Origin of the sequence: Pseudomonas sp. NPDC087336 (genome assembly GCF_044744285.1) — a bacterium.
GTDB lineage: Bacteria > Pseudomonadota > Gammaproteobacteria > Pseudomonadales > Pseudomonadaceae > Aquipseudomonas.
In genome coordinates this window covers 43,672-67,901 of sequence record NZ_JBIUYA010000024.1, presented here as the reverse complement: position 1 = coordinate 67,901, position 24,230 = coordinate 43,672, and the positions used below count along the sequence as shown (strand labels likewise).

General features: G+C 60.9%; 22 protein-coding genes and 2 pseudogenes. 8 read left to right on the top strand and 16 right to left on the bottom strand.

Going from position 1 to position 24,230, the window contains the following annotated elements; translation table 11 throughout:
* Positions 1-6: 6 nt before the first annotated feature.
* The 7 genes from ACIO0C_RS22370 to ACIO0C_RS22340 form a co-directional block, all read right to left on the bottom strand.
* The gene (locus ACIO0C_RS22370; protein WP_401315290.1) at positions 7-768 is read right to left on the bottom strand and encodes an anti-sigma factor family protein; all 762 of its coding nucleotides are present in this window, start codon (positions 766-768) and stop codon (positions 7-9) included.
* Positions 765-1,250: a sigma-70 family RNA polymerase sigma factor gene (locus ACIO0C_RS22365; RefSeq protein WP_401315345.1), complete on the bottom strand. Its 486-nt coding sequence runs from the start codon at positions 1,248-1,250 to the stop codon at positions 765-767. Before ACIO0C_RS22365 ends, ACIO0C_RS22370 begins: the two co-directional genes overlap by 4 nt.
* Positions 1,251-1,316: 66 nt before the next feature.
* On the bottom strand, positions 1,317-1,850 hold the full coding sequence (locus tag ACIO0C_RS22360; protein ID WP_401315289.1) for a tetratricopeptide repeat protein: 534 nt from the start codon (positions 1,848-1,850) through the stop codon (positions 1,317-1,319).
* Between the two features lie 137 nt (positions 1,851-1,987).
* Positions 1,988-2,941 carry a D-2-hydroxyacid dehydrogenase family protein gene (locus ACIO0C_RS22355; protein WP_401315287.1) on the bottom strand — a complete coding sequence of 318 codons (954 nt, stop codon included), beginning with the start codon at positions 2,939-2,941 and terminating at the stop codon, positions 1,988-1,990.
* Between the two features lie 13 nt (positions 2,942-2,954).
* Positions 2,955-3,977, bottom strand: a complete 1,023-nt coding sequence (locus ACIO0C_RS22350; protein WP_401315286.1) for an alpha/beta fold hydrolase — start codon at positions 3,975-3,977, stop codon at positions 2,955-2,957.
* A gap of 83 nt (positions 3,978-4,060) precedes the next feature.
* Positions 4,061-4,495, bottom strand: a complete 435-nt coding sequence (locus tag ACIO0C_RS22345; RefSeq protein WP_401315344.1) for a YqaA family protein — start codon at positions 4,493-4,495, stop codon at positions 4,061-4,063.
* Positions 4,495-4,941: a DUF411 domain-containing protein gene (locus ACIO0C_RS22340; RefSeq protein WP_401315285.1), complete on the bottom strand. Its 447-nt coding sequence runs from the start codon at positions 4,939-4,941 to the stop codon at positions 4,495-4,497. The genes ACIO0C_RS22345 and ACIO0C_RS22340 overlap by 1 nt, the downstream gene beginning before the upstream one ends.
* A 339-nt stretch (positions 4,942-5,280) precedes the next feature.
* Between ACIO0C_RS22340 and ACIO0C_RS22335 the strand changes: the two genes are divergently transcribed.
* On the top strand, positions 5,281-5,469 hold the full coding sequence (locus ACIO0C_RS22335) for a hypothetical protein (RefSeq protein WP_401315284.1): 189 nt from the start codon (positions 5,281-5,283) through the stop codon (positions 5,467-5,469).
* A 24-nt stretch (positions 5,470-5,493) separates the two neighbouring features.
* On the opposite strand, the gene ACIO0C_RS22330 is transcribed toward ACIO0C_RS22335, so the two are convergent.
* Complete coding sequence (locus ACIO0C_RS22330; RefSeq protein WP_401315283.1) at positions 5,494-5,865, bottom strand: fe2+ zn2+ uptake regulation protein; 372 nt, start codon at positions 5,863-5,865, stop codon at positions 5,494-5,496.
* Between the two features lie 262 nt (positions 5,866-6,127).
* Between ACIO0C_RS22330 and ACIO0C_RS22325 the strand changes: the two genes are divergently transcribed.
* The gene (locus ACIO0C_RS22325) at positions 6,128-8,464 is read left to right on the top strand and encodes an acylase (RefSeq protein WP_401315282.1); all 2,337 of its coding nucleotides are present in this window, start codon (positions 6,128-6,130) and stop codon (positions 8,462-8,464) included.
* 55 nt (positions 8,465-8,519) lie between these two features.
* Here the strand turns inward: ACIO0C_RS22325 and ACIO0C_RS22320 are convergent, their stop codons facing one another.
* The 3 genes and pseudogenes from ACIO0C_RS22320 to ACIO0C_RS22310 all read right to left on the bottom strand — a co-directional run.
* Positions 8,520-9,521 carry a FecR family protein gene (locus ACIO0C_RS22320; protein ID WP_401315281.1) on the bottom strand — a complete coding sequence of 334 codons (1,002 nt, stop codon included), beginning with the start codon at positions 9,519-9,521 and terminating at the stop codon, positions 8,520-8,522.
* Between the two features lie 97 nt (positions 9,522-9,618).
* Positions 9,619-12,548 (bottom strand): annotated as a pseudogene (locus tag ACIO0C_RS22315) (dermonecrotic toxin domain-containing protein); the annotation flags it as partial.
* Between the two features lie 60 nt (positions 12,549-12,608).
* A pseudogene (locus ACIO0C_RS22310) lies at positions 12,609-12,983 on the bottom strand (dermonecrotic toxin domain-containing protein); the annotation flags it as partial.
* 183 nt (positions 12,984-13,166) lie between these two features.
* Here ACIO0C_RS22310 and ACIO0C_RS22305 point away from each other — a divergent pair.
* The gene (locus ACIO0C_RS22305; RefSeq protein ID WP_401315280.1) at positions 13,167-14,207 is read left to right on the top strand and encodes an Ldh family oxidoreductase; all 1,041 of its coding nucleotides are present in this window, start codon (positions 13,167-13,169) and stop codon (positions 14,205-14,207) included.
* A gap of 132 nt (positions 14,208-14,339) precedes the next feature.
* Here the strand turns inward: ACIO0C_RS22305 and ACIO0C_RS22300 are convergent, their stop codons facing one another.
* Positions 14,340-14,657: a YqjD family protein gene (locus ACIO0C_RS22300; RefSeq protein WP_401315279.1), complete on the bottom strand. Its 318-nt coding sequence runs from the start codon at positions 14,655-14,657 to the stop codon at positions 14,340-14,342.
* A gap of 164 nt (positions 14,658-14,821) precedes the next feature.
* On the opposite strand from ACIO0C_RS22300, the gene ACIO0C_RS22295 reads away from it, so the two are divergent.
* Positions 14,822-15,073, top strand: coding sequence for a hypothetical protein (locus ACIO0C_RS22295; RefSeq protein WP_008061409.1), 252 nt, complete (start codon positions 14,822-14,824; stop codon positions 15,071-15,073).
* 111 nt (positions 15,074-15,184) lie between these two features.
* On the opposite strand, the gene ACIO0C_RS22290 is transcribed toward ACIO0C_RS22295, so the two are convergent.
* Entirely contained in the window at positions 15,185-16,093 is a 909-nt protein-coding gene (locus ACIO0C_RS22290) for a LysR substrate-binding domain-containing protein (protein WP_401315278.1), read from the bottom strand.
* A gap of 84 nt (positions 16,094-16,177) precedes the next feature.
* Here ACIO0C_RS22290 and ACIO0C_RS22285 point away from each other — a divergent pair, with 84 nt between their 5' ends.
* Positions 16,178-17,101 carry a carbon-nitrogen hydrolase family protein gene (locus tag ACIO0C_RS22285; protein ID WP_401315277.1) on the top strand — a complete coding sequence of 308 codons (924 nt, stop codon included), beginning with the start codon at positions 16,178-16,180 and terminating at the stop codon, positions 17,099-17,101.
* A 25-nt stretch (positions 17,102-17,126) separates the two neighbouring features.
* Here ACIO0C_RS22285 and ACIO0C_RS22280 read toward each other — a convergent pair whose 3' ends face one another.
* Positions 17,127-18,593 carry a nucleobase:cation symporter-2 family protein gene (locus ACIO0C_RS22280; protein ID WP_401315275.1) on the bottom strand — a complete coding sequence of 489 codons (1,467 nt, stop codon included), beginning with the start codon at positions 18,591-18,593 and terminating at the stop codon, positions 17,127-17,129.
* A gap of 110 nt (positions 18,594-18,703) precedes the next feature.
* Complete coding sequence (locus ACIO0C_RS22275) at positions 18,704-19,597, bottom strand: LysR family transcriptional regulator (RefSeq protein WP_401315274.1); 894 nt, start codon at positions 19,595-19,597, stop codon at positions 18,704-18,706.
* A 101-nt stretch (positions 19,598-19,698) separates the two neighbouring features.
* Between ACIO0C_RS22275 and ACIO0C_RS22270 the strand changes: the two genes are divergently transcribed.
* The gene (locus ACIO0C_RS22270) at positions 19,699-20,790 is read left to right on the top strand and encodes a polyamine ABC transporter substrate-binding protein (RefSeq protein WP_401315273.1); all 1,092 of its coding nucleotides are present in this window, start codon (positions 19,699-19,701) and stop codon (positions 20,788-20,790) included.
* A gap of 13 nt (positions 20,791-20,803) precedes the next feature.
* Positions 20,804-21,763 carry an agmatinase gene (gene speB / locus ACIO0C_RS22265; protein ID WP_401315272.1) on the top strand — a complete coding sequence of 320 codons (960 nt, stop codon included), beginning with the start codon at positions 20,804-20,806 and terminating at the stop codon, positions 21,761-21,763.
* A 118-nt stretch (positions 21,764-21,881) separates the two neighbouring features.
* On the opposite strand, the gene ACIO0C_RS22260 is transcribed toward speB, so the two are convergent.
* Positions 21,882-22,934, bottom strand: coding sequence for an aldo/keto reductase (locus ACIO0C_RS22260; protein ID WP_401315270.1), 1,053 nt, complete (start codon positions 22,932-22,934; stop codon positions 21,882-21,884).
* Positions 22,935-23,103: 169 nt separating this feature from the next.
* Here ACIO0C_RS22260 and zapE point away from each other — a divergent pair, with 169 nt between their 5' ends.
* Positions 23,104-24,222 (top strand): cell division protein ZapE, encoded by a 1,119-nt coding sequence (gene zapE, locus ACIO0C_RS22255; protein ID WP_401315268.1) that lies wholly within the window; start codon positions 23,104-23,106, stop codon positions 24,220-24,222.
* Positions 24,223-24,230: the final 8 nt, after the last annotated feature.

The following is a 24,230-nucleotide window of genomic DNA, read 5'->3' as shown; positions in this document are numbered from 1 at the left end:
GGCCGTTCAGGCGCTGATCCGGGTGCGCAACTGCGTGGCCATCTCCTCCAGATCCACCACTGGATGACGCCCGATCAGCATCCAGGCATGTTCCATATCCGCCCAATACACAATGTTCATCCCGTGCCGTCGCTCCTTGGCAAAATGCCGACTGCCACTGTTGGAGCGCGTGACGCACAGCGCCATCGGGCCGTGAACCGGATCCAGGTAGGTAATCTGGGCGATAGCCACGCCGTCGTACTCAAGGATTTGTGCGCGTTTGAACTGGGCGCGGGGCAACGCCAGTTTTGCCGGCAGCAGATGGAGGCCCAGGCGCGCATCGATGGTGCGCAACTGCGCCAGTTGCGTCGCTTCGTCACTGGGCAGATGGTCGAGGGTTTCCGGTACGTAAAGCACCATGTAGTCGGCGACCAGCCCGCGCCAGTTGTGGGTCTGCTGGCTGGTTTGCCAGCCGAGGAACAAACGGTCCGCCAGCACGCCACCGACCAGCAATCCAGCGGCTGCCGCGAGCAACCAGCGCCGACTCAGCCCCGGGCGTGCAGGGGCGGGCAAGGTGTCGAGCATGGCTTGCAGGCGCTCGACCGGGGCTTGTCGAGTCACTTCGTCGTAAGCCGATTTGAATGGCATGCTACTGCGGTCCAGCCATTGCAGGCGCAGGCCGAGCATCGGGTCTTCGGCGATGGCGGCGTCGATGCGGGTGCGTTGTTCGGCATCGAGCTGGTTGTCCAGGTAGGCCACCAGTTGCTCATCCGACAGTTTCGCGTTCATCGACGTTCTCCGGTGGAAGGGTTCGGCACCGTGTGCAGCGGCGGATACTCGGCCAGTTTCAGCCGGGCGGCGGCCAGTCGGCTCATCACGGTGCCGATGGGGACTTGCAGGACATCGGCCACTTCGCGGTAGGACAAACCTTCGACGTAGGCCAGGAACACCGTTTCGCGCTGGGCCTCGGGCAACGCCTCTACCCGTCGGATCACCTGCGCGGCGCGCACATGGGTCTGTGCCGCCTGTTCGCCATCGAACGACAAGCCTTGATCGGCATCCACCACGCCCTGGCCCTGATGCACTCGGCGGGTGCGCACCTCATTGATCCAGATCGAATGCAGAATGCTCATCAGCCAACGGTCCATGCGCGTGCCCGATTCGAACTGTCCGCCGCGTTCGAGCGCCCGCACGCAGGTGGCCTGCACCAGGTCCTCGGCCACATGCCGTTGTCGGGACAACAGCAGGCCATAGCGCCACAGGCGCGCCAGATGCTGCCCCAGTTCTGCCCTAATTTCCTGATCGCTGGCGATAGCGACCTCCCTCCAATCGGGTAGTCAGGTTTTCGATGACGCGTTGATGGCTTCGGCCAGGTCCTGGTATTGCTCGCAACGGGTGTTGCCGCAGATCGATTCTATCTGCTGCAACTGTTCCCGGGCGAGGTCCAGTCGACCCTTGATCACATAGGCTTCGCCGAGGTATTCGCGAACCAGTGCATACTGCGGGTCGAGTTTGACCGATTGCAGGTAATAACCGATGCCTTCATCGGTGCGTCCCAGTTTACGCGTGGCGTAGCCGCGATAGTTCAGGGCCTTGGCGGTGTTGGGCTGCTTGAGCGTATCGAGCAGGGCCAGGGCTTCGTCGTAACGCCCGTCCTTGGCCAGTTGATAGGCGTAATCGGTGCGGTCGGCGTCCGGCAAGAGCAGGCTGGTTTGTTTCACGCACCGTTGTGCTTTGCTGTCGAACACCTGCCCTCGAGGGCACTGCGGTTTGGCGGGGGTATCTTCCTCGCCGTTGGCCCACACCAGGGAACTGGACAGTGCGACGGCAAGCACCAGCGGTGCAGTAACGATCGAGAGACGGCGATTCATGGGCAATGCTCCGAACGGGCCGAAAGCGTTGAGAAGGGCTGATGACCCTTCAACCGAAACATAAACACCGCAGCCTGAACATTTATTCATTTTTTGCAGCGTTTTTTGCAATAAAAAACCCCAGTCGCCGGGCGCTATCAGCTCAAGAGGCGAATCGGTTTTCCCGCCGACCAGGCTTGAATGTCCTCGATCATTTGCGCAAAGAATAGATGGTAATTCTGCTGGCTGACGTACCCGACATGGGGCGTTGCCAGCACGTTGTCCAGGGTTCTGAATGGATGATGTTCGGGCAAGGGCTCCTGTTCGAACACGTCCAGCGCGGCCCCACCGAGGCGTTGTTTCTGCAGGGCCTTGATCAGTGCCGCCTCATCGACAATCGGACCGCGCGCGGTGTTGACCAGCAGCGCCGTGGGCTTCATCCATGCCAGCGCCTGGGTGTCCACCATGCCACGGCTGCGCTCACTGAGCACCAGATGCACCGACAACACGTCGGCCTGCTCGAACAGTTCCTGCTTGCTGACATAGGTCACGTCGAACTCGGCGGCGCGTTCGGCGGTGAGGTTTTCGCTCCAGGCGATGACCCGCATGCCGAAGGCCTGGCCGAAGCGGGCGACCCGTTGGCCAATGCTGCCCAGTCCCAGAATCGCCAGGGTCTTGCCATGCAGGTCGCCACCCAGGCCTTGTTGCCACTTTCCGGCGCGCAACGCATCGGCTTCGACCACCAGGTTGCGGGTCGCGGCCATGATCAGTGCCCAGGTCAGCTCCGGCGCGGCATGCTTGTAGCTGTCGGTGCCACAGACTTGAATGCCCAGCGCTGCGGCAGTCTTGAGGTCGAGGGCGGCATTGCGCATGCCACCGGTGACCAGCAGCTTGAGATTCGGCAAGCGGCGCAGCAGGTCGTCGTCGAACCGCGTACGCTCGCGCATCACGCAGATCACCTCGAACCCGCCCAGGCGAGCGGCCAAGGTCGCGTTGTCGGCAGGGTAGTCGTGGATGAAGTCGACCTCACCGATAGACTCCAGCGCCGACCAGTCCACGACGCCTCGGGCTACAGCCTGCCAATCATCAATCACTGCAATCTGTAGCGCCATCAGCCTTACCTCATCAAGGAACGGGGTTGGTGTTGTCCAGCCAGCCAAGCAAAGCCTTGTGAAACTGCGCCGGCTCTTCCATCTGCGGCGCGTGGCCCATGCCGGGAAATTCGACCAGGGCCCCGCGGGGAATCAGCTTCGCCACCTGCTTGCCGAGCACGTCGTAATGACCGATTTTCGCCTTGACCTCAGGCGGCGCGATGTCCTTGTTGATGGCCGTGGTGTCGGCGGTGCCGATCAGCAGCAGGGTCGGCACCTTCAGATCCTTGAACTCGTAGTACACCGGCTGGGTGAAGATCATGTCGTAGATCAGCGCCGAGTTCCAAGCCACCTGGTTTTTGCCAGGGCCCTTGGCCATGCCCGCGTACATGTCGACCCAGCGGTCGAATTCAGGTTTCCAGCGGCCATCATAGTAGGTGTTGCGCTGGTAGTCGTGGATGCCTTGGGCGTTCACTTTCAGTTCGCGCTCATACCACTGGTCAACCGTGCGATAAGGCACGCCGAGGGCTTTCCAGTCTTCCAGGCCGATGGGGTTGACCAAGGCCAGCTGCTCGACCTGTTCGGGATATTGCAATGCGTAACGGGTGGCGAGCATGCCGCCGGTGGAATGCCCGAGCAAGGTGGCTTTCTGGATGCCCAGGGCCTTGAGCAGTTGCTGGGTGTTGCTCGCCAGTTGCTGGAACGTGTACTGATAATTGTCCGGTTTGCTGGACGTACAGAAACCGATCTGGTCCGGTGCTATGACCCGGTAGCCGGCATCGCTCAGGGCCTTGATCGAGGTCTCCCAGGTGGCGCCGCAGAAGTTCTTGCCGTGCATCAGCACCACGCTGCGGCCGTTGGCCTTGCCATGGGCCGCCACGTCCATGTAGCCCATTTGCAGGGATTTGCCCTGGGACTGGAACGCAAAATGCTTGACGGTGTAGGGGTATTCGAAGCCTTGCAACTCGGGACCGTAGGCCGGGCCTTCGGCAGCGATGGCGGGCAGGGCGGCGGTCAGCAGCAGACCGGACAGCCAGCTTGAGCGGGTTTGGGGCATGGATGAACTCCGTTGAAAATCCGCCGATACTGGATCGGCATGATTAGGGCGACATTAAACAGGCAATCGCCGCGGCACTTGGTTCAACCCATCCACCCCAGGGTGGCCAAGGCAAGTGCGCCATAACGGGCGCCCTTGGCCAGGGTCACGATCAGCAGGAAGCGCCCCAGCGGTTCGCGCATGACGCCGGCCACCAGGGTGAGCGGGTCACCGATCACCGGGAGCCAGCTGAGCAGCAACGACCAGTGGCCGTAACGTTGATAGTGATGACGGGCGTGTTCCAAGTGTTTGGCGCTGACCGGAAACCAGCGCCGGTCCTGGAAGCGTTCGATGGCGCCGCCCAACCACCAGTTCACCACTGAACCCAGGACATTACCCAGGGTGGCGACAGCTAGCAGCAACCACAGCCAGTACCGATCGCTGAGTATCAGGCCAACCAGCACCGCTTCGGACTGCAGCGGCAGCAAAGTCGCTGCACCGAATGCAGCCAGGAACAAGCCAAAGCAGGCAGTGAAAATCAATGGGCGGGGTAGTCCGCCACTACCACATCGGTGCCGTCCTTTTTCAGGCCGATCACTTGATAGGCATCGCTCATGCCGTCCATTTCCATGCCCGGCGAGCCCATGGGCATACCGGGGGCGGCAACGCCCAGCAGGTCATCGCGCTTGCCCAGGGCCAGCACCTGATCGGCCGGCACATGGCCTTCGACGAATTTGCCATTGATCAAGCCGGTGTGGCACGACGCCAGGCGCGGCGGTACGCCGTGTTGTTGCTTGAACTCGCTCATGTTGCTTTCGACGTGGTCTTCTACCTTGAAACCATTGGCTTCGAGATGGCTGATCCATTTCTTGCAGCAACCGCAATTGGCATCCCGGTGGACCTCGATCGGGATCAGGTCGGCGGCCTGGGCCAGAGTGGAAATGAACAGGGCGCCCAAGGCAGCCAGACGTAAAGAGGTTCGCATGGGGGAAGGGGTCTCGGGTTGCGGGCGAAAGGTTACATTTTGAAGGTTTTTAGCGGGTAGGCGTTCAAGGTGTGTTTCAAAGTGCTACAGAACTGCCTGGCCTTATTATCGTAGATCAAGGCTGTCAGATTGATGAGGGGAAGATGACAGGTTAGTCAGGCTGGCGGCCGAACTGTATCCAGGTCGACTGTCAGGCAACCTTCGCCGCGATAAAGCTAAAAATCTTCATCGGCTGTACCATAAGCGCCCGTTTGCCGCCGCCCATCCCCGCCATACGGCAGGAGCCTGGCATGCAGGCGTATACACAGCGGATACATTTTTCAGGTTCAGGAATTGCCAATGACTCAGTCGCAACGTTTGAAATACTCGATTCTGATCTCCCTCGTGGTACTGGGGATCATGTTTGGCCTTTCGTATTTGCAGAACACCGGCGTCCTCAGCGAAAAACTGTTCCAGTACATCGCCATTGGCGTGGCGGTGGTCGTGGTGGTCATCAACGGCGTGATGCGCCGCAAGGTCAAGCCCTGAGCGGCAGCCCCGGGCCTGGCTCGATCAGTCGTTGTGCAGCAGGGCGGCGGCCCGTGGGTGGAGGCTGTAGCTCTTGTCCGCATTGAGGACGATAACGCCTTCGCTGCACAAGCGTTTCAACACTTCGCGCACACTCAGGAACGACAGGGGAATGTCCAGTTCCAGCAAGTGAGTGTGTACGCCGCGCACACCCAGGCTCCGGTCGTTTTCGGCGGCCGAGAGCAAGGCGTCGATGACTTTCAGACGAATCAGACTCGTTCGCAGGCCAAAGCTTTTGAGCAGGATGCGGATCCGCTCGTTGCCGTGGCGCTCGGTACGCCGGTCGAAAACACCAACCCCAATGGAAGTGCCCTTTGGCGCGTTGCTACCGTCCGTTGGCAGTTGCGAGTTGTACATTGCAAAAACTCCTTTTCAGAGCCTGATCGGGAAAAATTGGGCGCTCTTACCTATTGAGACGTATGAGCGACCCAGATCATGAAGACTTGAATGTAGAAATTTCGTCGTCATGATGTGACCGCTGTGTAAGGTGCCCTTGAAATGCGGTCCGGGACCGCCATCCAGTCTCCTAAATTTTTGTCGTTTGCTTCGTCCCTAAAAGGATGCGCAGGGCGTGTGTGTACGCAGAACTGTGACCATCGTTTTTCGATCAGGAGCGAGTGTGATTATTTCCAGCCAGTTAGCCAGGATGAGCCTGGCGGGTGTGTGCCTGGGGCTGAGTCTTGCGGCGAATGCGCGCAGTCAGCCCGAGCAGGCCAGTGCCGATATTCGCCGTACCAGTTTCGGCGTGCCACATATTCGGGCCGAGAACGAGCGCGGGCTCGGTTACGGCATTGGTTATGCCTACGCTCAGGATAACCTGTGTTTGCTGGCCAATGAGATTGTCACGGTGAACGGTCAACGCTCACGGTTTTTCGGCCCGGACCCGTTCACCGTCGACGAGCGTGAAAACCGCGTCAGCGATCTGTTTTTCACCTGGTTGAACACCCCACAGGCCATCGACGCCTTCTGGCAGGCGCAAACCCCGGAAGTACGCCAGCTGATGGAAGGTTATGTGGCCGGCTACAACCGCTTCCTGAGCGAACGTCGGGCCCAAGGCTTGCCGCAGCAGTGCCAGGGTGACTGGGTACGGGAGATCAGTGCAACGGATCTGGTTAAGCTGACCCGGCGCTTGCTGGTCGAAGGTGGCGTCGGGCAGTTTGCCGAAGCCTTGGCGGGCGCGACGCCGCCGGCTGCGGTCGCGGGCAAAGACGGCAAACGGACAGCGTTCCAGGTGGCCGACATGCGTATGCAGCGTTTTGCCCTCGATCGCGGCAGTAACGCCGTCGCCGTGGGCAGCGAGCGATCGTTCAATGGTCGTGGCATGTTGCTGGCCAACCCGCATTTTCCGTGGGTCGGCGGGATGCGCTTCTATCAGATGCACCTGACCATCCCTGGCAAACTGAATGTCATGGGCGCCGCGCTGCCGGGATTGCCGCTGATCAATATCGGTTTCAACCAGCACCTGGCCTGGACCCACACCGTGGATTCGTCCAAGCATTTCACCCTGTATCGGTTGCAGCTCGACCCCAAGGATCCGACCCGTTACCTGCTCGATGGCAAATCCTTGCCGATGCACAAACAGACACTGACGGTTGACCTCAAGCAGCCCGACGGCTCGGTCAAGGCGGTGTCCCATGTGGTGTACAGCTCGCAGTTCGGCCCGATTGTGCAATGGCCCGGCAAACTGGACTGGGACAACCAGTTCGCCTACAGCCTGCGCGACGCCAACCTGGACAATGACCGGGTGTTACAGCAGTGGTACGCGATGAATCGTGCCGGCAGCCTCAAGGAATTCCAGGCATCGGTTCATCAAATCCAGGGCATTCCCTGGGTCAACACCCTTGCGGCGGACGATCAGGGGCAGACGCTGTACATGAACCTGTCGGTGGTGCCGAACGTCAGCCGCGAAAAACTCGCGCAGTGCAGTGATCCCCGGATCGGCTTGCAGATGATCGTCCTCGACGGTTCCAACAGCGCCTGCGCCTGGGACATCGACCCGCAAGCCGCACAAAAAGGCATCTATGCGGCGGACACATTGCCACAACTGTTGCGCAAGGACTTCGTGCAGCATTCCAATGATTCGGCATGGATGGCCAACCCGGCGCAGCCGCTCACCGGGTTCTCGCCATTGATCAGCCAGGACAGCCAACCCTTGGGCCTGCGCGCGCGGTTCGCCCTCGATCGCCTGGGTAAACTGGCCAGGTCCGGGCCGATCGCACCGGCGGATTTGCAACACATGGTGCTGGATGATCAGGTGTATCAGGCCGCGCAAGTGATGCCGGACCTGTTGCAATTCTGCGCGGCCGACCTGGGGGCCGATGCGCAGGCGCTGGCGCCGCTGTGTGCCAGCCTCAAGGCCTGGGATCGCAAGGCCAATCTCGACAGCGGCGTGGGCTTCGTGCATTTCCAGAATGTCATGGAGCCGCTGGAGCAGGTGCCCGATGTCTGGCGCGTGGCGTTCGATCCGCTGGATCCACAACACACTCCGCGTGGCCTGGCGATTGAGCGTGCGCAGGTCGCGCAGGCGCTGCGGCAGGCGATGCTGGCATCGGTAGAGCAGGTCAATGCGTCAGGGCTCAAGAAGGAAACGCGCTGGGGCGATGTCCAGGTGGTCAGCAGCGGCGGGGAACAAACGCCGATCCACGGCGGGCCGGGTACGCTGGGCGTCTACAACGCCATCCAGAGCGTGCCCAGGACCGACGGCAAACGCGAAGTGGTCAGCGGCACCAGCTATCTGCAAGTGGTGACGTTCGATGAAAAAGGTCCCCAGGCCACGGGACTGCTGGCGTTCTCGCTGTCGAGTGATCCGGCCTCGAAATACGCCCGGGACCAGACGCTGGCGTTTTCGAAAAAACAGCTGAGTGTGTTGCCGTTCACCGAGCAGCAAATCAAGTCCGATCCGAACTATCAGGCGCAGACCATCCGCGAGCAGGACACCAAGGTGGCGGCTCACTAGACGGGCGGGTATTTGATCCAGGCATGAAGGCCGCCTCCCGCAAGGGTGGCGGCCTTCAGCTTTTCGGGGCTTGCTGCGGAATCGAGTTGAGGACCGGGTTGCCGTCCTTGTTACGGGTCAGGTAGACCGGCAGCACCTTGGGCAGGGACGTCACCAGGGTATTGAGTTCCTTGATGTTGTAGATGCCGCCGATGCGGATTGCGCCGGTACTGTTGTCGGCGACCACCAAGGGTTTTTCAAGGTAACGGTTGATCAACGGCAGGGCATCGTTGAGCGCCAGGTCGTCGAGCACCAGTTTGCCGCTGCGCCAGGCCAGCGAGTTGTCGTTGTCGTAGGTCTGGCTGATCCGCGGGATGTAGTCGCCATGGCCATAGCTCGCCTGCATCGAAGGGCCGAGCCTCAAGCCGTCCCCCGGCAGGTCATCGTTGCTGCTGACCAGTACCGAGCCCTCGATCAGGTTCACTTTGACCTGGTCTTCATACATCCAGACATTGAATTTTGTCCCGGTGACCCGGATCTGGCCTTCGGCCGCCTTGACCACGAACGGGTGTGACGTGTCGTGACTGACGCTGAAAAAGGCTTCGCCTTTGCCCAGGGTGACCTGGCGTCGATCCTTGTAGTTGCTGTAGGTCAACTCGCTGCCCAGGTTCAGTTCGACCTGGCTGCCGTCCTTCAAGGTGACCTGACGAACATTGTCGGTCGCCTCGAAGTGTTGGTACGAATCGGGCAGCCATCCCAGGTTCCACCCGCTGTAAGCCGCCAAAGGCAGCGCCAGTGCGCACACGGCCGCCGCCATGCCAACAGTGCGCCAGGGTGTCCGGGCGTGGCGAACCATTGGCACAATGTTGGGGTCGGGGCGCGGCAGGTCGCCTGCAACGTCCCAGATTTCCAGCATGGCCTCGTATTCGACCAGATGCAGCGGGTGAACATCCAGCCACTGCTCAAATGCCTTGCGCTCTGCAGCGGTGCAGTCGGGTGCATGCAGGCGCATGCACCAATGCGCGGCGGCCTCGGTGATGGCGTCAAACTGGGCTTGTGAGAGTGGGCTTTCGGTCATTGACTCATCCTGATTTACCGCATTCTAACCTTGAGGGCAGTCGGCGAGAACAGCCGTCATGGCATTTACCCATCAAACGGCTGTTTATTTTCTGGAATCAGGGTGTAGTGACGTGTAGCTCGCGTCCGAGATGGCTGATTAACCAGGCCACGCTGTCGGCATTTCCAAGTTGTACTGCCAGCCGGGTCAGTGAGTCATGTTTGAATTTATCGCGAGCACCGGCCAGGTTGTCTGCGCCGGTCAACGCCAGAATATGCGCCTTTACCCGATCGGTATTTTCAAATGTGGTGCTTCCCGGGTCTACCCACTCGCCGGTGTCGGTGTCCTGAGTCATGAACAATCGAGTGTAAGGCGTCTTTTTTGCCAGTGCGGTGTTCTGAACATCGGTCAATGCGTCCTTGAGCGCAATGGCAGTCGCGCTGGCCGTGCCGATCAGGTCGGCGAAGGGTCTGCCAGGGTCCAGGTAAGCAATGTCCTCGGTTTTGCAAACCAAGTGTGACAGCTCATGCAGGAGCGCGATCGACTGCGAGTGTGTGCGGATCGGAAAATTCTTGTCGGTGAGATGTTGGCGGTAATGGGCGAAACCGGTTTTGAAGAATTTTTCAGCCAGATAGATTCTCTTTTGTATGTCCGTCGGAATGATAAAAGCGAATGTATCTGCTGCGCCCTGGATAGCCCTGCCGACGACAAAGCGATCGGACTTGGCCTTTCTGAGCGAGGGGTCCAGCAAGGCGGTAAAGATATCGCCCACGACCTTTTCCAGCTTTTCCACATGCGCGGGCAGCACCTCTTGCACATCGATAAAACGCTTGATGAGTTGATGCACGGGGGTGTCCGTGTCGTCGGCGTTGTTCAGCAACTGCAGGTTTTGAAAGCAGGTCCAGGCATAGCTCGTTGCCTGGTCCAGCGCCTGGTCGATCTGCCTGGCCTTGTGCGGGAAAATACATCGAATCTGCCGCATCCCACGGGCGTCGATGTTCATGCCGTCCCAAACTGCCGCCAGAGTATCCAGCCGACTGACAAGGCTGAATTGCGGCGTCGGTGCCTTGCGGTCGAGCACCCACTGTTTCGATGTGTTTTGCCGCAGATAAGGGCCGAGCTTCTGGGGGCTGGCAATGCGCCAGCGGGTGCCGCGTTTGGCCACCGGAAATACCTTGCCTTCCACCGCCCCGTAAAGTTGTTTGGTCGTCGGGTGCGCGTAGAGTCCGGGCGTTGAGTCGGGCTTGAGCGAACCCAGGTCGACGTTGAGGCTTTCATGACGCTTCAAGCTTGTGCGCTCGGGGGCGGTAACCTTGATGTCCTGCCATTTGCAGGCAGCTTCGGGTTTTTCTTGCTGCGCATCAGTCGACGTAGAGGTCGACAGTGCGTGAGTGTCCAGTGATTGGCGCAACGAGGCGAGTTGAGCGATGCCGCTGATGAACGCCCTGATGGCCGCCCCCCATTTGTGCGTTTGCAGGTCTTCGGCGGATTGCTTGATGTCCAGGTAGCTGTGGTACACCGTGACAGGGTAGGCGAGCTTGCCCATGAAAAACGAATACGCCGCGTGCAGGTCTTCACCCAGAACGTGCTTGATGGTTGCCCATTGACTCTGTTTCCTGTCATCGGACTGACAACCGAGCAATCGACCCAATAACGCGGCATTGTCATTGAACAAGTGCCCGAACAGGTGCCCCTTGATTGGATTGGACGCCAGCGTGACCTCGGTCTCCGTGGCCACCGACCCGGCTCTTTTAGCCCGGTTGCCGCGCGTTGCCATCCGTGTCTCCAGCGAAAACCGATCAAGATTCCTCAGGTTCATGAGGACCCAATCGAGCAGAGCACCGCGCGACTTCAGCTCTGCCAGCAGCTGGGTTTCGCTGGCGTATTCCTTTATCCCGTGTCGTGGACTGTGAGGGGCGACAAGCACCTGCGGCGCTGTGCTGTCGGCCGATGAACCGATCAGATAAACGCCTGGCACCTTGATGGTTTGTCCGCTCCTGACGCCGAGCAACTCCAGGGGGCGGATGATCGCGTGGGCCCCCTCGACGGCTTTACGGGCGATGGCATCAGGCATGTCCATGACCTGGCGGATCAGGTCGAAGCCGGTTTCGCTCAGGCGCCCCTGCAGTTTTTCCACGTGGGCGTGGTGCATCAGTTGCCAAGGCAGTTGCCTGTAAAAACGCTGCCTGCAATCGGCGTTTGCCGCGGTGTCAGCAAAGGCCGCACTGAGTATTTTCTGCTGATGCTCACCCGGTTTCAGGTTGTGTACCAGGTCTTTGACATAACGTTCGTTCATGTCCTCTGGAATGACCGTGGTGTCCAGCGACGTCAGTTTGAGGGAAACCGTGTCCAGGTCCTTGAGATGCGCCAGCGCAAACGCGGTCAGGGTTTGGTTGTGGGGCGCAGACCAGGGGCTGGTGATCTGGACCTGGACCTTGTCCGGATCAAGGTTGAAACCGTCTGCCTTGAGTTGTTGTTCCAGTTCATGGTGGGCGGTGCGCGGTAATGAGCGGATGCCGGTGAGGTAATCCTCGTCGTCCTTGACGTTGTTCCGGTAGGCGTATCGAGCACGGTCTTTATGATCGCCTGTTCCGTCGCGCCCAAGGTGCGCGAGACGGCGCGAAGCTTCAATTCACTGCGCAGTGCCGTTGCCAGGGTATGGGTAAAACTTGACTGCAAATCCGCCAACGATGAACTGACGAGGTTTTGCGCCTCGGAGAATGTGCGGGCTGTCGTGGGAATGGCCGGGTGTTTTTCCAGGCGTTGGTCGAGCGCCTGTTCGACCGAGCCCAGCAAGGACAGCTCCGTTTTGGCCGACTCGGCGCGCACCGTGGCCGGTCGCGCGCTCATGCGTCGGTCCGGGCGAGTGCTCCAGCGTCCTGCGCTGTCCCGCAGCAGCAAGCGCTGGTCGATCAAACCCCGAACGTCCAGGGCATTGTCGAGCAAGGCATGAGGGTCCTGCGTGCCTTCGCTTTCACGGTAAAGGCTCAAGGCATGGCTGAGGTTTTGCCGTTGTTTATCGATGATGTCAGCCATCACGCGCGCAAACACCGCGCCGACGACGGGCTCACCGACGATCAAGGTCAGGCGTTGTTCGATGGAGAGGAACCGCAACAGTTCACGTTTTCCAGTGGCCTGCGCCAACCATTCCTTGAGTTTGCTCTTGAGCTCGGCCATACCCGCGAATTTGCTCAAGCCTTTCCACGGTGTGTAGAGCGTGACTTCGCCATCGTTGGGCCGGCTCATCACAAAGGCACCGGCCAATGGATTGCCGGTCTCACCGGCCAAAGACAACAGCAGCTGAAAGGCCTGCATTGGTTTTTCATGGGCTTTGCGGGCTGCCTGGGTCGGTAGATAAACCGTGTTCAGCCAGTCCAGATCGTCCAGGGTCAAGCCCAGCGCGGTTTCCCGTTCGCCGAGTTGCGTGGCAGTGGACGCAGACAAGGCTTCGTCAAAAAAATACGGCAGTGCAGTTGTCGTCATGGTGTTTCCTCGATGGGCTGCGACGGTGTTCAGCGCAGGTCGTTGGGTCGAGGAGCGACAGTAGGGACCGGGTAAAGACAGGGTGCGGTACATATTGCTTGCGCGAGAGACTTGACAGGAAGCCGCTAAGAAAGCACTTAATCGACCTGTTGCCCGCCTCTAACAATAAAACTGGAGCTTCAGATGACCGCTTCGCCTGAAATGGCAGTCAGTTCGGCCAACTCAACCCTGGATTTTGATTCTCTGGTGCTGTTGCTCGAACGCATTTTCGTTCGTCACGGCACCTCCACCGAGGTTGCCAGGACACTGGCCCTCAACTGCGCCGGTGCCGAACGCGATGGTGCCCACAGCCATGGCGTGTTCCGCATTCCCGGTTACGTGTCGACGCTGAAAAGCGGCTGGGTCAATGGCCAGGCCGTGCCTGTGGTCGAAGACGTGGCCTCGGGTTTTGTCCGGGTCGACGCCGGCAATGGTTTCGCCCAACCGGCGCTCGCCGCCGCCCGCGCCTTGCTGGTGGAAAAGGCGCGCAGTGCCGGCATTGCGGTATTGGCGATTCGTAACTCCCATCACTTCGCGGCGTTGTGGCCGGACGTCGAGCCGTTCGCCTATGAAGGGCTGGTGGCATTGAGCGTGGTCAACAGCATGACCTGCGTGGTGCCGCACGGCGCCGATCGCCCGCTGTTCGGCACCAACCCGATTGCCTTCGCCGCCCCGCGAGCGAGCGGTGAGCCGATTGTCTTCGACCTGGCCACCAGCGCGATTGCCCATGGCGATGTGCAAATCGCCGCGCGCAAGGGTGAACGCTTGCCGCCGGGCATGGGCGTTGACGGCCTCGGTCAGCCGACCCAGGACCCGAAAGCGATTCTGGAGGGCGGTGCTTTGCTGCCGTTTGGCGGGCATAAAGGTTCGGCGCTGTCGATGATGGTGGAGTTGCTGGCGGCGGCGTTGACCGGCGGCAACTTCTCGTTCGAGTTCGACTGGAAGAATCACCCAGGGGCCAAGACACCGTGGACCGGCCAACTGTTGATCGTGATCGATCCGAGCAAGGCGGCCGGACAGGGCTTTGCCGAGCGCAGCCAGGAACTGGTGCGGCAGATGCACGGCGTGGGGCTCAAGCGGTTGCCGGGGGATCGGCGGCATCAGCAGCGGGCGAAGTCTGACGCGGGAGGCATCCAGCTGGATGCGGATACGCTGGCGAGTTTGCGCGAGTTGGCTGGGCTCTGACTGGAAGAGCGAGCCTGCTCGCGATGGATTTCCAGGCGCCGTGTTTAAACAGTAGACACGCGTCTTCGTTAACGACCATCGCGAGCAAGCTCGCTCCTACAGGGACCGTATTTCAATTGGGCTTTCGCAAGCTCAGCGTCGGCCCAGCAACAAACCCACAACCAACCCAAACCCGGCGGAAATCGCCACGGTCTGCCATGGATGCCCGCCAATATAGGTTTCAGTGGCCTCCACCGCCGGCAGGGTCCGGGCGCGTACGCGGGTGACCGAGTCCCGTGCCTGCTGGAGTTTCTGGGCAATTTGTCCGCGAAGTGTGTCCGCTTCTTCACCGACCAGTGACGCACTGCTCTTGAGCAGTTTTTCCGACTCTTCAATCAATGACTGAAGTTCGCTGAAAGCCTGGTCCTTGATTTGGTCTTCGGCGGCTTGTGCGGCGGTTTTGCGGGCCATTGGGTGACTCCTTGCAGGTAATGGACAGTGAACAATGGAGTCTGCCGCGACGGAAAAAGTTGCAGTGATCTTGCGTGCGGACGCCATCCTGTTGAAAAATCCAGCGCAGGACATTTCTACCTACAGTGTAAGATGTCGCCTATTTACGCAGCAGGTAATTTTCCATGAGTTTCAATTTGGCCGACAAACCCCTTGCCGAGCGCGCAGCGCTGGAAGACGAGAAATCCCGTCTGTTCGAACTCTGGCAGAACAACCTGGGCAAGGCCAAGGGCGAAGCCGCGCGCCTGTTCGGCGAGCGTGCCAAGCGCAAGGGCAAATGGGCCGAGTGGGTCCGCGCCGAGCTGGACGGCATGTCGCCACCGGAGTTCTCGAACATGGTGCGAAGTGAAGTCAATCGATTGATGGCGGCCAAATAGCCGGGTCGCATCCAATATTGGCCATACCACCTTGCAGGAGCTGGCTTGCCAGCGAAAGCACCCGAAAGACCCACGCAATGCTCAAGGACGCCTTCGCCGGCAAGCCGGCTCCTACAAAAAGCTTGCGACAATCGCCTCACGCACTTTCAACACCACCGGATCGAGTTGCGTGCTGGTGCGCCAGCCCAGTTCGATCGGGTAACGCGGCAGGGCCAAAGGGCAGGGCAGCAGAGCCAGGCCGCTGAGCGCCGCGATGCTTCGGGCGGCATGGGCCGGAATAGTCGCCACCGCCTGGCTGCCCTTGAGCAGATGCGGCAACGCCGCGAAATGCGTGGTCGAAGCGCACACCCGCCGGCTCAGGCCCAACGCGGCCAATCCTTCGTCGGTGATCCCGATGAAACCACCCGATGACACCAGAATATGTTCACGGGTAACGAACTCTTCAAGGTCGATGGTTTGCTGACCCGCGGCCAGGCTCATCGGGTCAACCAGGCACAGATAATCGCCTTCCCCCAAAACCTGACGACTGAGCAAGCGTTCCGCGAAGCCACCGGCTGTGATTGCCAGGTCGATGCTGCGTTCCATCAACGCCTGGGCGACGATCTGGCTGTGGGTCTGGCGGAAGATCAGCCGCAACTTTGGCGCGTAACGGGCGATTTCTTCGATCAAGCGGCGACCGTAGGCGATTTCGAAATCATCCGACATGCCCACCGTGACCGAGCGGCCTTCGTAGTGATGGGCGGCCGGATCGACCATCGCCAGGCTTTGCCGGCATTTGTTCAGCGCGTCGCTGACCACCGGTTTCAACTGATTGGCCCTGAGCGTCGGCGCCAGTCCTCGGCCGGTGCGCACAAACAACTGATCCCCATACACCTCGCGCAGCCGGCGCAATGCCGCGCTCACCGCCGACTGCGTCACGCCCAGGCGCAACGCCGCGCGGCTGGCGCTAGATTCCTCGTGCAAGGCTTCGAAGACTTTGAGCAGGTTGAGGTCGACGGTGGCGATATTCATTAGGTTCATATCATTTTGCAGTGAATGGGTGTTTATTCATGATCCGGTAAGGCCTGAGAATGAGCAACACCCGATTCGAATGGAGTTACCGCAATGCCCAAGTCAATCGTTGCCGCACTGCAAATCGGCGCAATACCCGGTGGCAAGGCTCAGACCCTGGAGCAGATCCTCTCGTACGAAAACGCCATCCTTGAAGCCAGCGCGGCGCTGGTGGTCATGCCCGAAGCGTTGCTCGGTGGTTACCCGAAAGGCGAGGGGTTCGGCACGCAACTGGGTTATCGACTGCCGGAAGGTCGAGAAGCCTTTGCCCGTTATTTCGCCAACGCCATCGATGTGCCGGGCGCGGAAACCGAAGCGCTGGCCGGGCTGTCGGCGCGTACCGGCGCAAACCTGGTGATCGGTGTGATCGAGCGTGCCGGCAGCACCTTGTATTGCACCGCGTTGTATTTCGATCCGCAGGCTGGACTGGTCGCCAAACATCGAAAACTGATGCCCACGGGCACCGAACGGCTGATCTGGGGCAAGGGCGATGGCTCGACCTTACCGGTGATCGACAGCCAGGTCGGACGGATCGGCGCGGTGGTGTGCTGGGAAAACATGATGCCGCTGCTGCGCACGGCGATGTACGCCAAAGGCGTGGAGGTGTGGTGCGCGCCAACGGTGGACGAGCGGGAGATGTGGCAGGTGAGCATGCGCCACATCGCCCATGAAGGGCGTTGCTTTGTGGTCAGCGCCTGTCAGGTCCAGGACTCGCCGCAAGCCCTGGGCATGGAGATCGCCAACTGGCCGTCGGATCGGCCGCTGATTGCCGGCGGCAGTGTGATCGTCGGGCCGATGGGTGACGTGCTGGCCGGACCGCTACGCGGCGAACGCGGACTGCTCACTGCTGAAATCGACACCGACGACCTGATCCGCGCGCGCTACGACTACGACGTCGTCGGCCATTACGCGCGTCCCGACGTATTCGAGTTGAGCGTGGATGAACGCGCCAAGCCCGGCGTCCGGTTCAACACATAACCAGATCGCTCGGCCTTGAGCCTGTCTAGCGGTTCAACGGTGCGACAACCGCAGGCAGGGTGGGTTCAGCCTTGGCCGGCACATCGGGGTTCTCCATAACCTGGAGGATCGAGGCTTCCGGATCGAAATCGTCTTCTTCCAGCTCGATGAATTCCTCGGGCAGGAAGATATTGAGCACGATAGCGCACAACGCGCCGACGGTAATCGGCGATTCGAAGATGTTGTGCAGCGCTTTTGGCAACTCGCGCAACACCTCCGGCACAGCCGCCACCCCCAGGCCCATGCCGATGGAGATCGCCACGATCAGCATGTTGCGCCGATGCAATCCGGCCTCGGCGAGGATCTTGATCCCGGCCACGGCGACGGTGCCGAACATCACCAGCTCCGCACCGCCGAGCACCGGTTTGGGCATCAGCTGCAGCACGGCGCCGATCATCGGGAACAACCCCAGCAATACCAGCAAACCGGCAATGAAAAATGCCACATAACGACTGGCCACGCCGGTCAGTTGAATCACCCCGTTGTTCTGGGCAAAGGTCACCATCGGCATGCTGTTGAACACCGCGGCCATGGCCGAGTTGAGGCCATCGGCCAACAGACCGGACTTGATCCTTCGAATGTAGACCGGGCCCTTGACCGGTTGCCGGGAAATCATCGAGTTGGCGGTCAGGTCACCGGCCGCTTCCAGCGGCGACACCAGGAAAATCACCGCCACCGGGACGAACGCCACCCAGTCGAAGGCAAAGCCGTACTTGAACGGTACCGGCACGCTCATCAGCGGCACGGCCGGCAGGCTGGCGAAATCGACGTGGCCAAGAAGCCAGGCGACGGCGTAGCCGAGGGTCAGACCGATGACAATCGCGCCCAGACGCAGGAATGGCACGTCGACCCGGTTCAACACCACGATGGTGCCGAGTACCAGGGCCGCCAGCCCCAGGTGACTGGCCGCGCCGAGGTCGGGGGCGCCGAAGCCGCCGGCGATGTCGGTCATGGCGACCTTGATCAATGACAGGCCCATCAGGGTGATGATGGTGCCGGTCACCACCGGGGTGATCAGCATCCGCAGCTTGCCGATGAACTGGCTCAAGACCACTTCGATGAAGGCAGCAAAGAAACACACGCCGAAGATGGTCGCGAGGATTTCATCGGTACCGCCGCCCCGGGCCTTGACCATGAAACCGGCACTGAGGATGACGCTGATGAACGAGAAACTGGTGCCTTGCAGGCACAACAGGCCCGAGCCCACCGGACCGAAGCGCCGCGCCTGGACGAAGGTGCCCAGGCCTGAGACGAACAGCGCCATGCTGATCAGGTAGGGGATTTCGCTTTGCAAACCCAGGGCACTGCCCATGATCAGCGTCGGGGTAATGATCCCGACGAAGCTGGCGAGCACGTGTTGCAGGGCGGCGAACACAGTGGCGGTGAGGTGCGGGCGGTCGTCGAGGCCGTAGAGCAGGTCGCTGTGGCGCGGGTTTTTTTCAGGGGAAGTCATGGTGGTTTGTGTGCCGGAAGGCGGGGCCGGGTCAGAAAAAGGAGGCGCAGGATGCCAGAAAGACTTTGAAACAGAAACTCGGGTTTGCCTAAACCCCTCACCACAGGGGTTTAGGCAAACGCCGCGAGCAAATCCTCTTCAAACGCCTTCTGCGCATCCCCCGGCACTTGGGCGCGATGTCGAGCAAGGTGAAATGCCACCTCGAAACTCAAGTCATCGCGGCGCACCGGCCGCAGCAAACCCTTGTCTTCCCAACCGCGGGCAAAGTGACTGGGCAAATACCCCACATGCTTGCCGGACAGGATAAAGGCGAGGGTGCCTTCGACCTGTTCCGAGCGCGCCGAGCAGACCTTTCCTTGAAACGGCTCGTCGCTGTGCAGGAAGCGGTAGGGGTGATCGACCCGGTCGCAGGCCTGGAGTGCCTGGTCATCCGGCGCCTCATCGGTGAACAGCGGATGGCCAACGGCGCAGTACAGGTGCTGGGTTTCAGTAAACAGCTGGCGGTAGTCAAACGCACTCTGGATCTGCGAGAAATAGCCGATGGCCAGGTCCAGCCGTTGCTGCAGCAGCAAACGTTCCATGTCGCCCGGCATGGCGCTCACCAACTCGATGCGTACCGACTCGTCACGCTCGCGAAAGCGCCGGATCGCTTCGGCCACCCGCTGCAGCACCGACGGGGCCAGCGCTTCGGACAAGCCCAGGCGCACTTCGCCGATCAAGCGCCCGGCCACGCCGTTGGATTGATGACGGAACGCTTCGATGGACTGGAACAGGCTGCGTGTCGCGCTGAGCAGTTGTTCGCCTTTGGGCGTGATCCGAAAGCCGCCCTTGCCACGGCTGCACAAGCGATAGCCGAGGCGGGTCTCCAGCTTGGCCATTTGCTGGCTGATGCTCGACTGGCTCAGGCCCAGTTGACCCTGGGCAGCGCTGAAGCCACCGCACTCGACGACGCTGACGAACAGGCGCAGCAATTGCAGGTCCAGGTCATGCAGTTGACCGAGCATCAAGCATTACTCCGGGATAATGTCAGGTTAACAATCTTTATATTTTACCAATGTAACCGACGACGCATCCTGCAACCACTTCCTCATGTCAGGTGTGCGTCATGGCTCCCGTGCTCAAGTATTGTGTCCCAACGCTGTTCCTCGCCATGGCCGCCGCGGCCCAGGCCGAGGACAAAGTCGTCAACCTCTACAGCTGGGCCGATTACATCGCGCCCGAAACCTTGCAGCGCTTCGAACAGGAAACCGGCATTCACGTGCGCTACGACACTTTCGATGCGCCGGAAGTACTGGAAACCAAATTGCTCACCGGCGGCAGTGGCTATGACGTCGTGGTGCCGTCGTCCAGCGTCCTGGCCCGTAGCCTGGCGGCCGGTGCATTGCAAGCCATTGCCCACGAAGGCTTGAAGGGCTACGCCAACCTTGATCCGGACTTGCTGGAGAAACTCGCCGCGGTCGATCCCGACAACCAATACGGCGTGCCTTATACCTGGGGCACCCTGGGCTTGGGGATGAATGTCCAGGCGCTGCAAAAACGCCTGCCGAACGTGCCGCTCAACACCCTCGACCTGCTGTTCAAACCCGAATACGCCAGCAAGCTCAAGGACTGCGGCATTGCGATCATCGACTCCCCCCAGGAGGTGATCGGCCTGGCGTTGCATTACCTGGGCAAGGATCCCTACAGCACCGACAAGAAGGACCTCGACGTGGCGCAAGCGCTGCTGCATCAACTACAGCCTTCGGTGCTGTACGTCGCCAGCGGCCGGCAGATCAACGACCTGGCCAATGGCAGCGTCTGCCTGGCCCTGGCTTACAACGGCGACGCCAGCATGGCCGCCGATCAGGCACGCAAGGCCAACAAACCCTATGAGATCGCCTACCGGATTCCCAAGGAAGGCACGCTGGTGTGGCAGGACAACCTGGCGATCCCCAAGGACGCGCCGCACCCCGAAGCCGCGCGCCAGTTCATCGAATTCATGTTGCGCCCCGAGTCCGTCGCCGCGCTGACCAACACGCTGTTCTTCGCCACCGCCAACCAGGCCGCGACGCCGCTGGTCGACCAGGCGGTGCGCAGCGATCCGGACATCTATCCACCCGCCGACATTCGTCAGCGCCTGTACGCCGACCGCAGCATGAGCCTCAAGGACATGCGCCAGCGTACCCGGGTGTGGACCACTTTCCGTAGCCGCCAATAACAAGGATCCTTCAATGGACGTCCCCATGCAGAACGATCAGGCCATCACCCGTGACAGCCTTTATGGAACCGCCGCCGAAAGCACCTACGCCGGCATTACCAGTTTCATGCGTCGACGCTACAGCCGCGACTTGCGCGGTGTCGACGTAGCGGTCAGCGGCGTGCCGTTCGACACCGCGACCAGCAACCGCCCCGGCGCCCGCTTCGGACCACGGGGGATTCGCGCCGCGTCCACCGGGATTGCCTGGGAGCGCCACTGGCCGTGGACCTTCGACCCTTTCGATCACCTGGCAGTGGTCGATTTCGGCGATTGCGACTTCGACTACGGTTCGCCGCAGTCGACACCCGAACGAATCGAAGCTCACGCCGAGCACATCCTCGGTGCGGGCAGCGCGATGCTGACCTTCGGCGGCGATCACTTCATCACCTATCCGCTGCTCAAGGCCCATGCGCGCAAGCATGGTGCGCTGTCACTGATTCACTTCGACGCCCACAGCGACACCTGGCCGGACGAAGAGGGCAAGCGCATCGACCACGGCACCATGTTCTGGCATGCGGCCAAAGAGGGGCTGGTCGATCCGTCGCGCTCGGTGCAGATCGGCTTGCGCACCACCAACGACGATCACCAGGGCTTCCAGGTGCTGGATGCGCGACAGGTGCATCGGCGTGGCGTCGATGCGATCGTCGAAGCCATTCGCGCCAGGGTTGGTGATAACCCGGTGTACCTGACGTTCGACATCGACTGCCTCGACCCGGCGTTCGCACCGGGCACCGGCACCCCGGTGTGCGGTGGCTTGAGTACGGTGCAGGCGCTGGAAATCCTCGGCGGCTTGCGCGGGATCAACCTGGTGGGCATGGATGTGGTGGAAGTGGCGCCGGCCTACGACAATGCCGACATCACCTCATTGGCGGCGGCGACGCTGGCGATGGAAATGCTGTGCCTGTATGCGGCGAAACATAAGGTCGACCGATAACACACGAACACACAACCTTTGCAGGAGCGAGGCTTGCCCGCGAACCGGACACCTCGGTGCTACTGCCGGACCGAGGCGTTCCCTTCGCCGGCAAGCCTGGCTCCTACAATAATTGGGGTCAGGCCACCGGGATTTTCGGCAGTTCCAGGGTTACACCCCCGCTGAATCGCGCAAACGACCCGGCGATGGATTCATGGGGCACGCCCTTGGGCACATCGCTGACGTCATCGAGCCGCGCCAACTGCCCGGCATCCAGTTCCACGTTCAACGCCCCCAGGGTTGCATCCAGTTGTTCGCGGGTACGTGAGCCGAGGATCGGAATCAGCGTGGTGATGGAGCGCTTGGCTTGTGCGTGCAGCCAGGCAATGGCCACATGGGTCGGGCTCGCGCCCAGCTCTTCGGCGACGGCCAGCAGGGTGTCGAGCAGGGCGGTTTCGCGGGCGCTTTTTTCCGAGTGAACCAACATCCCCAGTTTGCTGGCGCGGTTGTCGCCAGCGCCGGTGCGGTATTTGCCGGTGAGGAAGCCTCCACCCAGCGGCGACCATAGGGTCGCGGCAAGGCCCAGGGCTTCAGCCATGGGCAGTTGTTCGCGTTCGGCAGTGCGTTCAGCCAGGCTGTATTCAACCTGGATCGCCGCGATCGGGGCAAAACCGCGCACCTCGGCCAGCAGGTCGGCGCGGGCGATGCGCCACGCCGGAAAGTTTGACAGCCCGGCGTAATGGATCTTGCCGGCGCGGACCAGATCGTCAAAACCACGCAGGATCTCTTCCATCGGCGTCACGCCGTCGCTCATGTGTGCCCAGAACAGATCCAGATGATCGGTTTTCAGCCGCTTCAAGCTCTCTTCCACGGCGCGAACCATGTTCTTGCGGTTGTTGCCGGTGTGGGAAATGCCGGCGTCCGGCGTCGTGCCCAGCGTGTATTTACTGGCGATGACCAGATGGTCGCGTTCGGCGGCGATGAATTCGCCCAGCATGGCTTCCGACTGGCCGGCCTGGTAGCCGTTGGCGGTGTCGATAAAATTTCCGCCAGCGGCAAGGTAACCATCGAAAATGCGCTTGGCTTCATCGCGCTCGGCACCATGACCCCAGCCGGTGCCAAAGTTGCCGGCACCCAACGCCAGTTCGGAAACCCGCAAGCCGGTTTTACGGCCGAAAACTTTGTAATGCATCGAGGAGACTCCTGAGGAACCGTCTGAGTGAATATAAATGTTGTGTATAATCTATTAAATATGATGACAATAATATTTGCCGTCAAGACGTTTTTTCCGTGCCCGACAAGTGCACAAGCGGCGTTAAATTTCATCGATGATGTTGTCGACGAGTGGCATACTGCCACGCATGAATGTCGACTCTCCCCTCGGTGCCTGGCAGTACGCGATCGAACAGAAGGGTTTCGTCCAGGACGAAGCCCAGGAACACGCTGTCTGGGCCCTGCAGAAATGCCATGAAACGCTGCATGAAGGCCGTAAGCCGATCATGGGCGTGTACCTCTGGGGCCCGGTCGGGCGCGGCAAGACCTGGTTGATGGACCAGTTCTACCAACACCTGCGGGTGCCGGCCCGGCGTCAGCACTTTCATCATTTCATGGGGTGGGTGCACCAGCGTTCATTCCAGCTGACCGGTACCGCCGATCCCTTGAAAGCCTTGGCCCGGGAACTGAGCGAAGAAGTGCGGGTGCTGTGCTTTGACGAGCTGTTCGTCAATGACATCGGCGACGCGATCATCCTCGGGCGCCTGTTCCAGGTGATGTTCGAGCAGGGCGTGGTGGTGGTCTGCACCTCCAACCTGCCACCGGACCAGCTGTACGCCGACGGTTTCAACCGCGACCGCTTCATGCCGGCCATTGCCGCGATCAAACAGCACATGCAGGTGATCGCGGTGGACGGCGGCGAAGACCATCGCCTGCACCCGGGCCAGGGCTTGCAGCGTTACTGGGTGGCGGCGCCCGGTCAGCCCAGTGCACTGGCTGACGTATTCAAGGTACTGACCCTGGGCCAAGCGGTTTGCAGTGCGCCGATCAAGGTCGGCTATCGTTCGCTCGAGGTGGTGCAGGCCAGCCAGAGCGTGCTCTGGTGCCGTTATGCCGACCTCTGCGAACAGCCCTTTGCCGCGATGGATTTCATGACCCTGTGCGACACCTTCAGCGCTATTCTTCTAGGTGACGTGCCCAACCTCAGCGCGCAAAAGCGGGCAGGGCGCATTGCCCGGGGCACTGAGGACGGGGTCGAGCGCGTGGTGGCAGGCGACCGCGAACTGCCGCAATTGTCGGTGCACGATGACGGTGTACGGCGATTTATCGCGCTGGTGGACGAGTGTTACGACCGCAAGGTGCCGCTGTACCTCGAAGCGCAGGTGCCCATGGGCTCGCTTTACACTGAGGGTTACCTGGAATTTCCGTTTCGCCGAACCCTCAGCCGCCTGCAGGAAATGCAGCTGCAACGTTTTGCCGAGGCCTGACATCCAGG

Coding starts and splice junctions, on each gene's coding strand:
- ACIO0C_RS22370 (WP_401315290.1), bottom strand. CDS start 768: ATGAACGCGAAACTGTCGGATGAGCAACTGGTGGCCTACCTGGACAAC.
- ACIO0C_RS22360 (WP_401315289.1), bottom strand. CDS start 1,850: ATGAATCGCCGTCTCTCGATCGTTACTGCACCGCTGGTGCTTGCCGTC.
- ACIO0C_RS22355 (WP_401315287.1), bottom strand. CDS start 2,941: ATGGCGCTACAGATTGCAGTGATTGATGATTGGCAGGCTGTAGCCCGA.
- ACIO0C_RS22350 (WP_401315286.1), bottom strand. CDS start 3,977: ATGCCCCAAACCCGCTCAAGCTGGCTGTCCGGTCTGCTGCTGACCGCC.
- ACIO0C_RS22340 (WP_401315285.1), bottom strand. CDS start 4,941: ATGCGAACCTCTTTACGTCTGGCTGCCTTGGGCGCCCTGTTCATTTCC.
- ACIO0C_RS22335 (WP_401315284.1), top strand. CDS start 5,281: ATGACTCAGTCGCAACGTTTGAAATACTCGATTCTGATCTCCCTCGTG.
- ACIO0C_RS22330 (WP_401315283.1), bottom strand. CDS start 5,865: ATGTACAACTCGCAACTGCCAACGGACGGTAGCAACGCGCCAAAGGGC.
- ACIO0C_RS22320 (WP_401315281.1), bottom strand. CDS start 9,521: ATGACCGAAAGCCCACTCTCACAAGCCCAGTTTGACGCCATCACCGAG.
- ACIO0C_RS22305 (WP_401315280.1), top strand. CDS start 13,167: ATGACCGCTTCGCCTGAAATGGCAGTCAGTTCGGCCAACTCAACCCTG.
- ACIO0C_RS22300 (WP_401315279.1), bottom strand. CDS start 14,657: ATGGCCCGCAAAACCGCCGCACAAGCCGCCGAAGACCAAATCAAGGAC.
- ACIO0C_RS22295 (WP_008061409.1), top strand. CDS start 14,822: ATGAGTTTCAATTTGGCCGACAAACCCCTTGCCGAGCGCGCAGCGCTG.
- ACIO0C_RS22290 (WP_401315278.1), bottom strand. CDS start 16,093: ATGAACCTAATGAATATCGCCACCGTCGACCTCAACCTGCTCAAAGTC.
- ACIO0C_RS22285 (WP_401315277.1), top strand. CDS start 16,178: ATGCCCAAGTCAATCGTTGCCGCACTGCAAATCGGCGCAATACCCGGT.
- ACIO0C_RS22280 (WP_401315275.1), bottom strand. CDS start 18,593: ATGACTTCCCCTGAAAAAAACCCGCGCCACAGCGACCTGCTCTACGGC.
- ACIO0C_RS22275 (WP_401315274.1), bottom strand. CDS start 19,597: ATGCTCGGTCAACTGCATGACCTGGACCTGCAATTGCTGCGCCTGTTC.
- ACIO0C_RS22270 (WP_401315273.1), top strand. CDS start 19,699: ATGGCTCCCGTGCTCAAGTATTGTGTCCCAACGCTGTTCCTCGCCATG.
- speB (WP_401315272.1), top strand. CDS start 20,804: ATGGACGTCCCCATGCAGAACGATCAGGCCATCACCCGTGACAGCCTT.
- ACIO0C_RS22260 (WP_401315270.1), bottom strand. CDS start 22,934: ATGCATTACAAAGTTTTCGGCCGTAAAACCGGCTTGCGGGTTTCCGAA.
- zapE (WP_401315268.1), top strand. CDS start 23,104: ATGAATGTCGACTCTCCCCTCGGTGCCTGGCAGTACGCGATCGAACAG.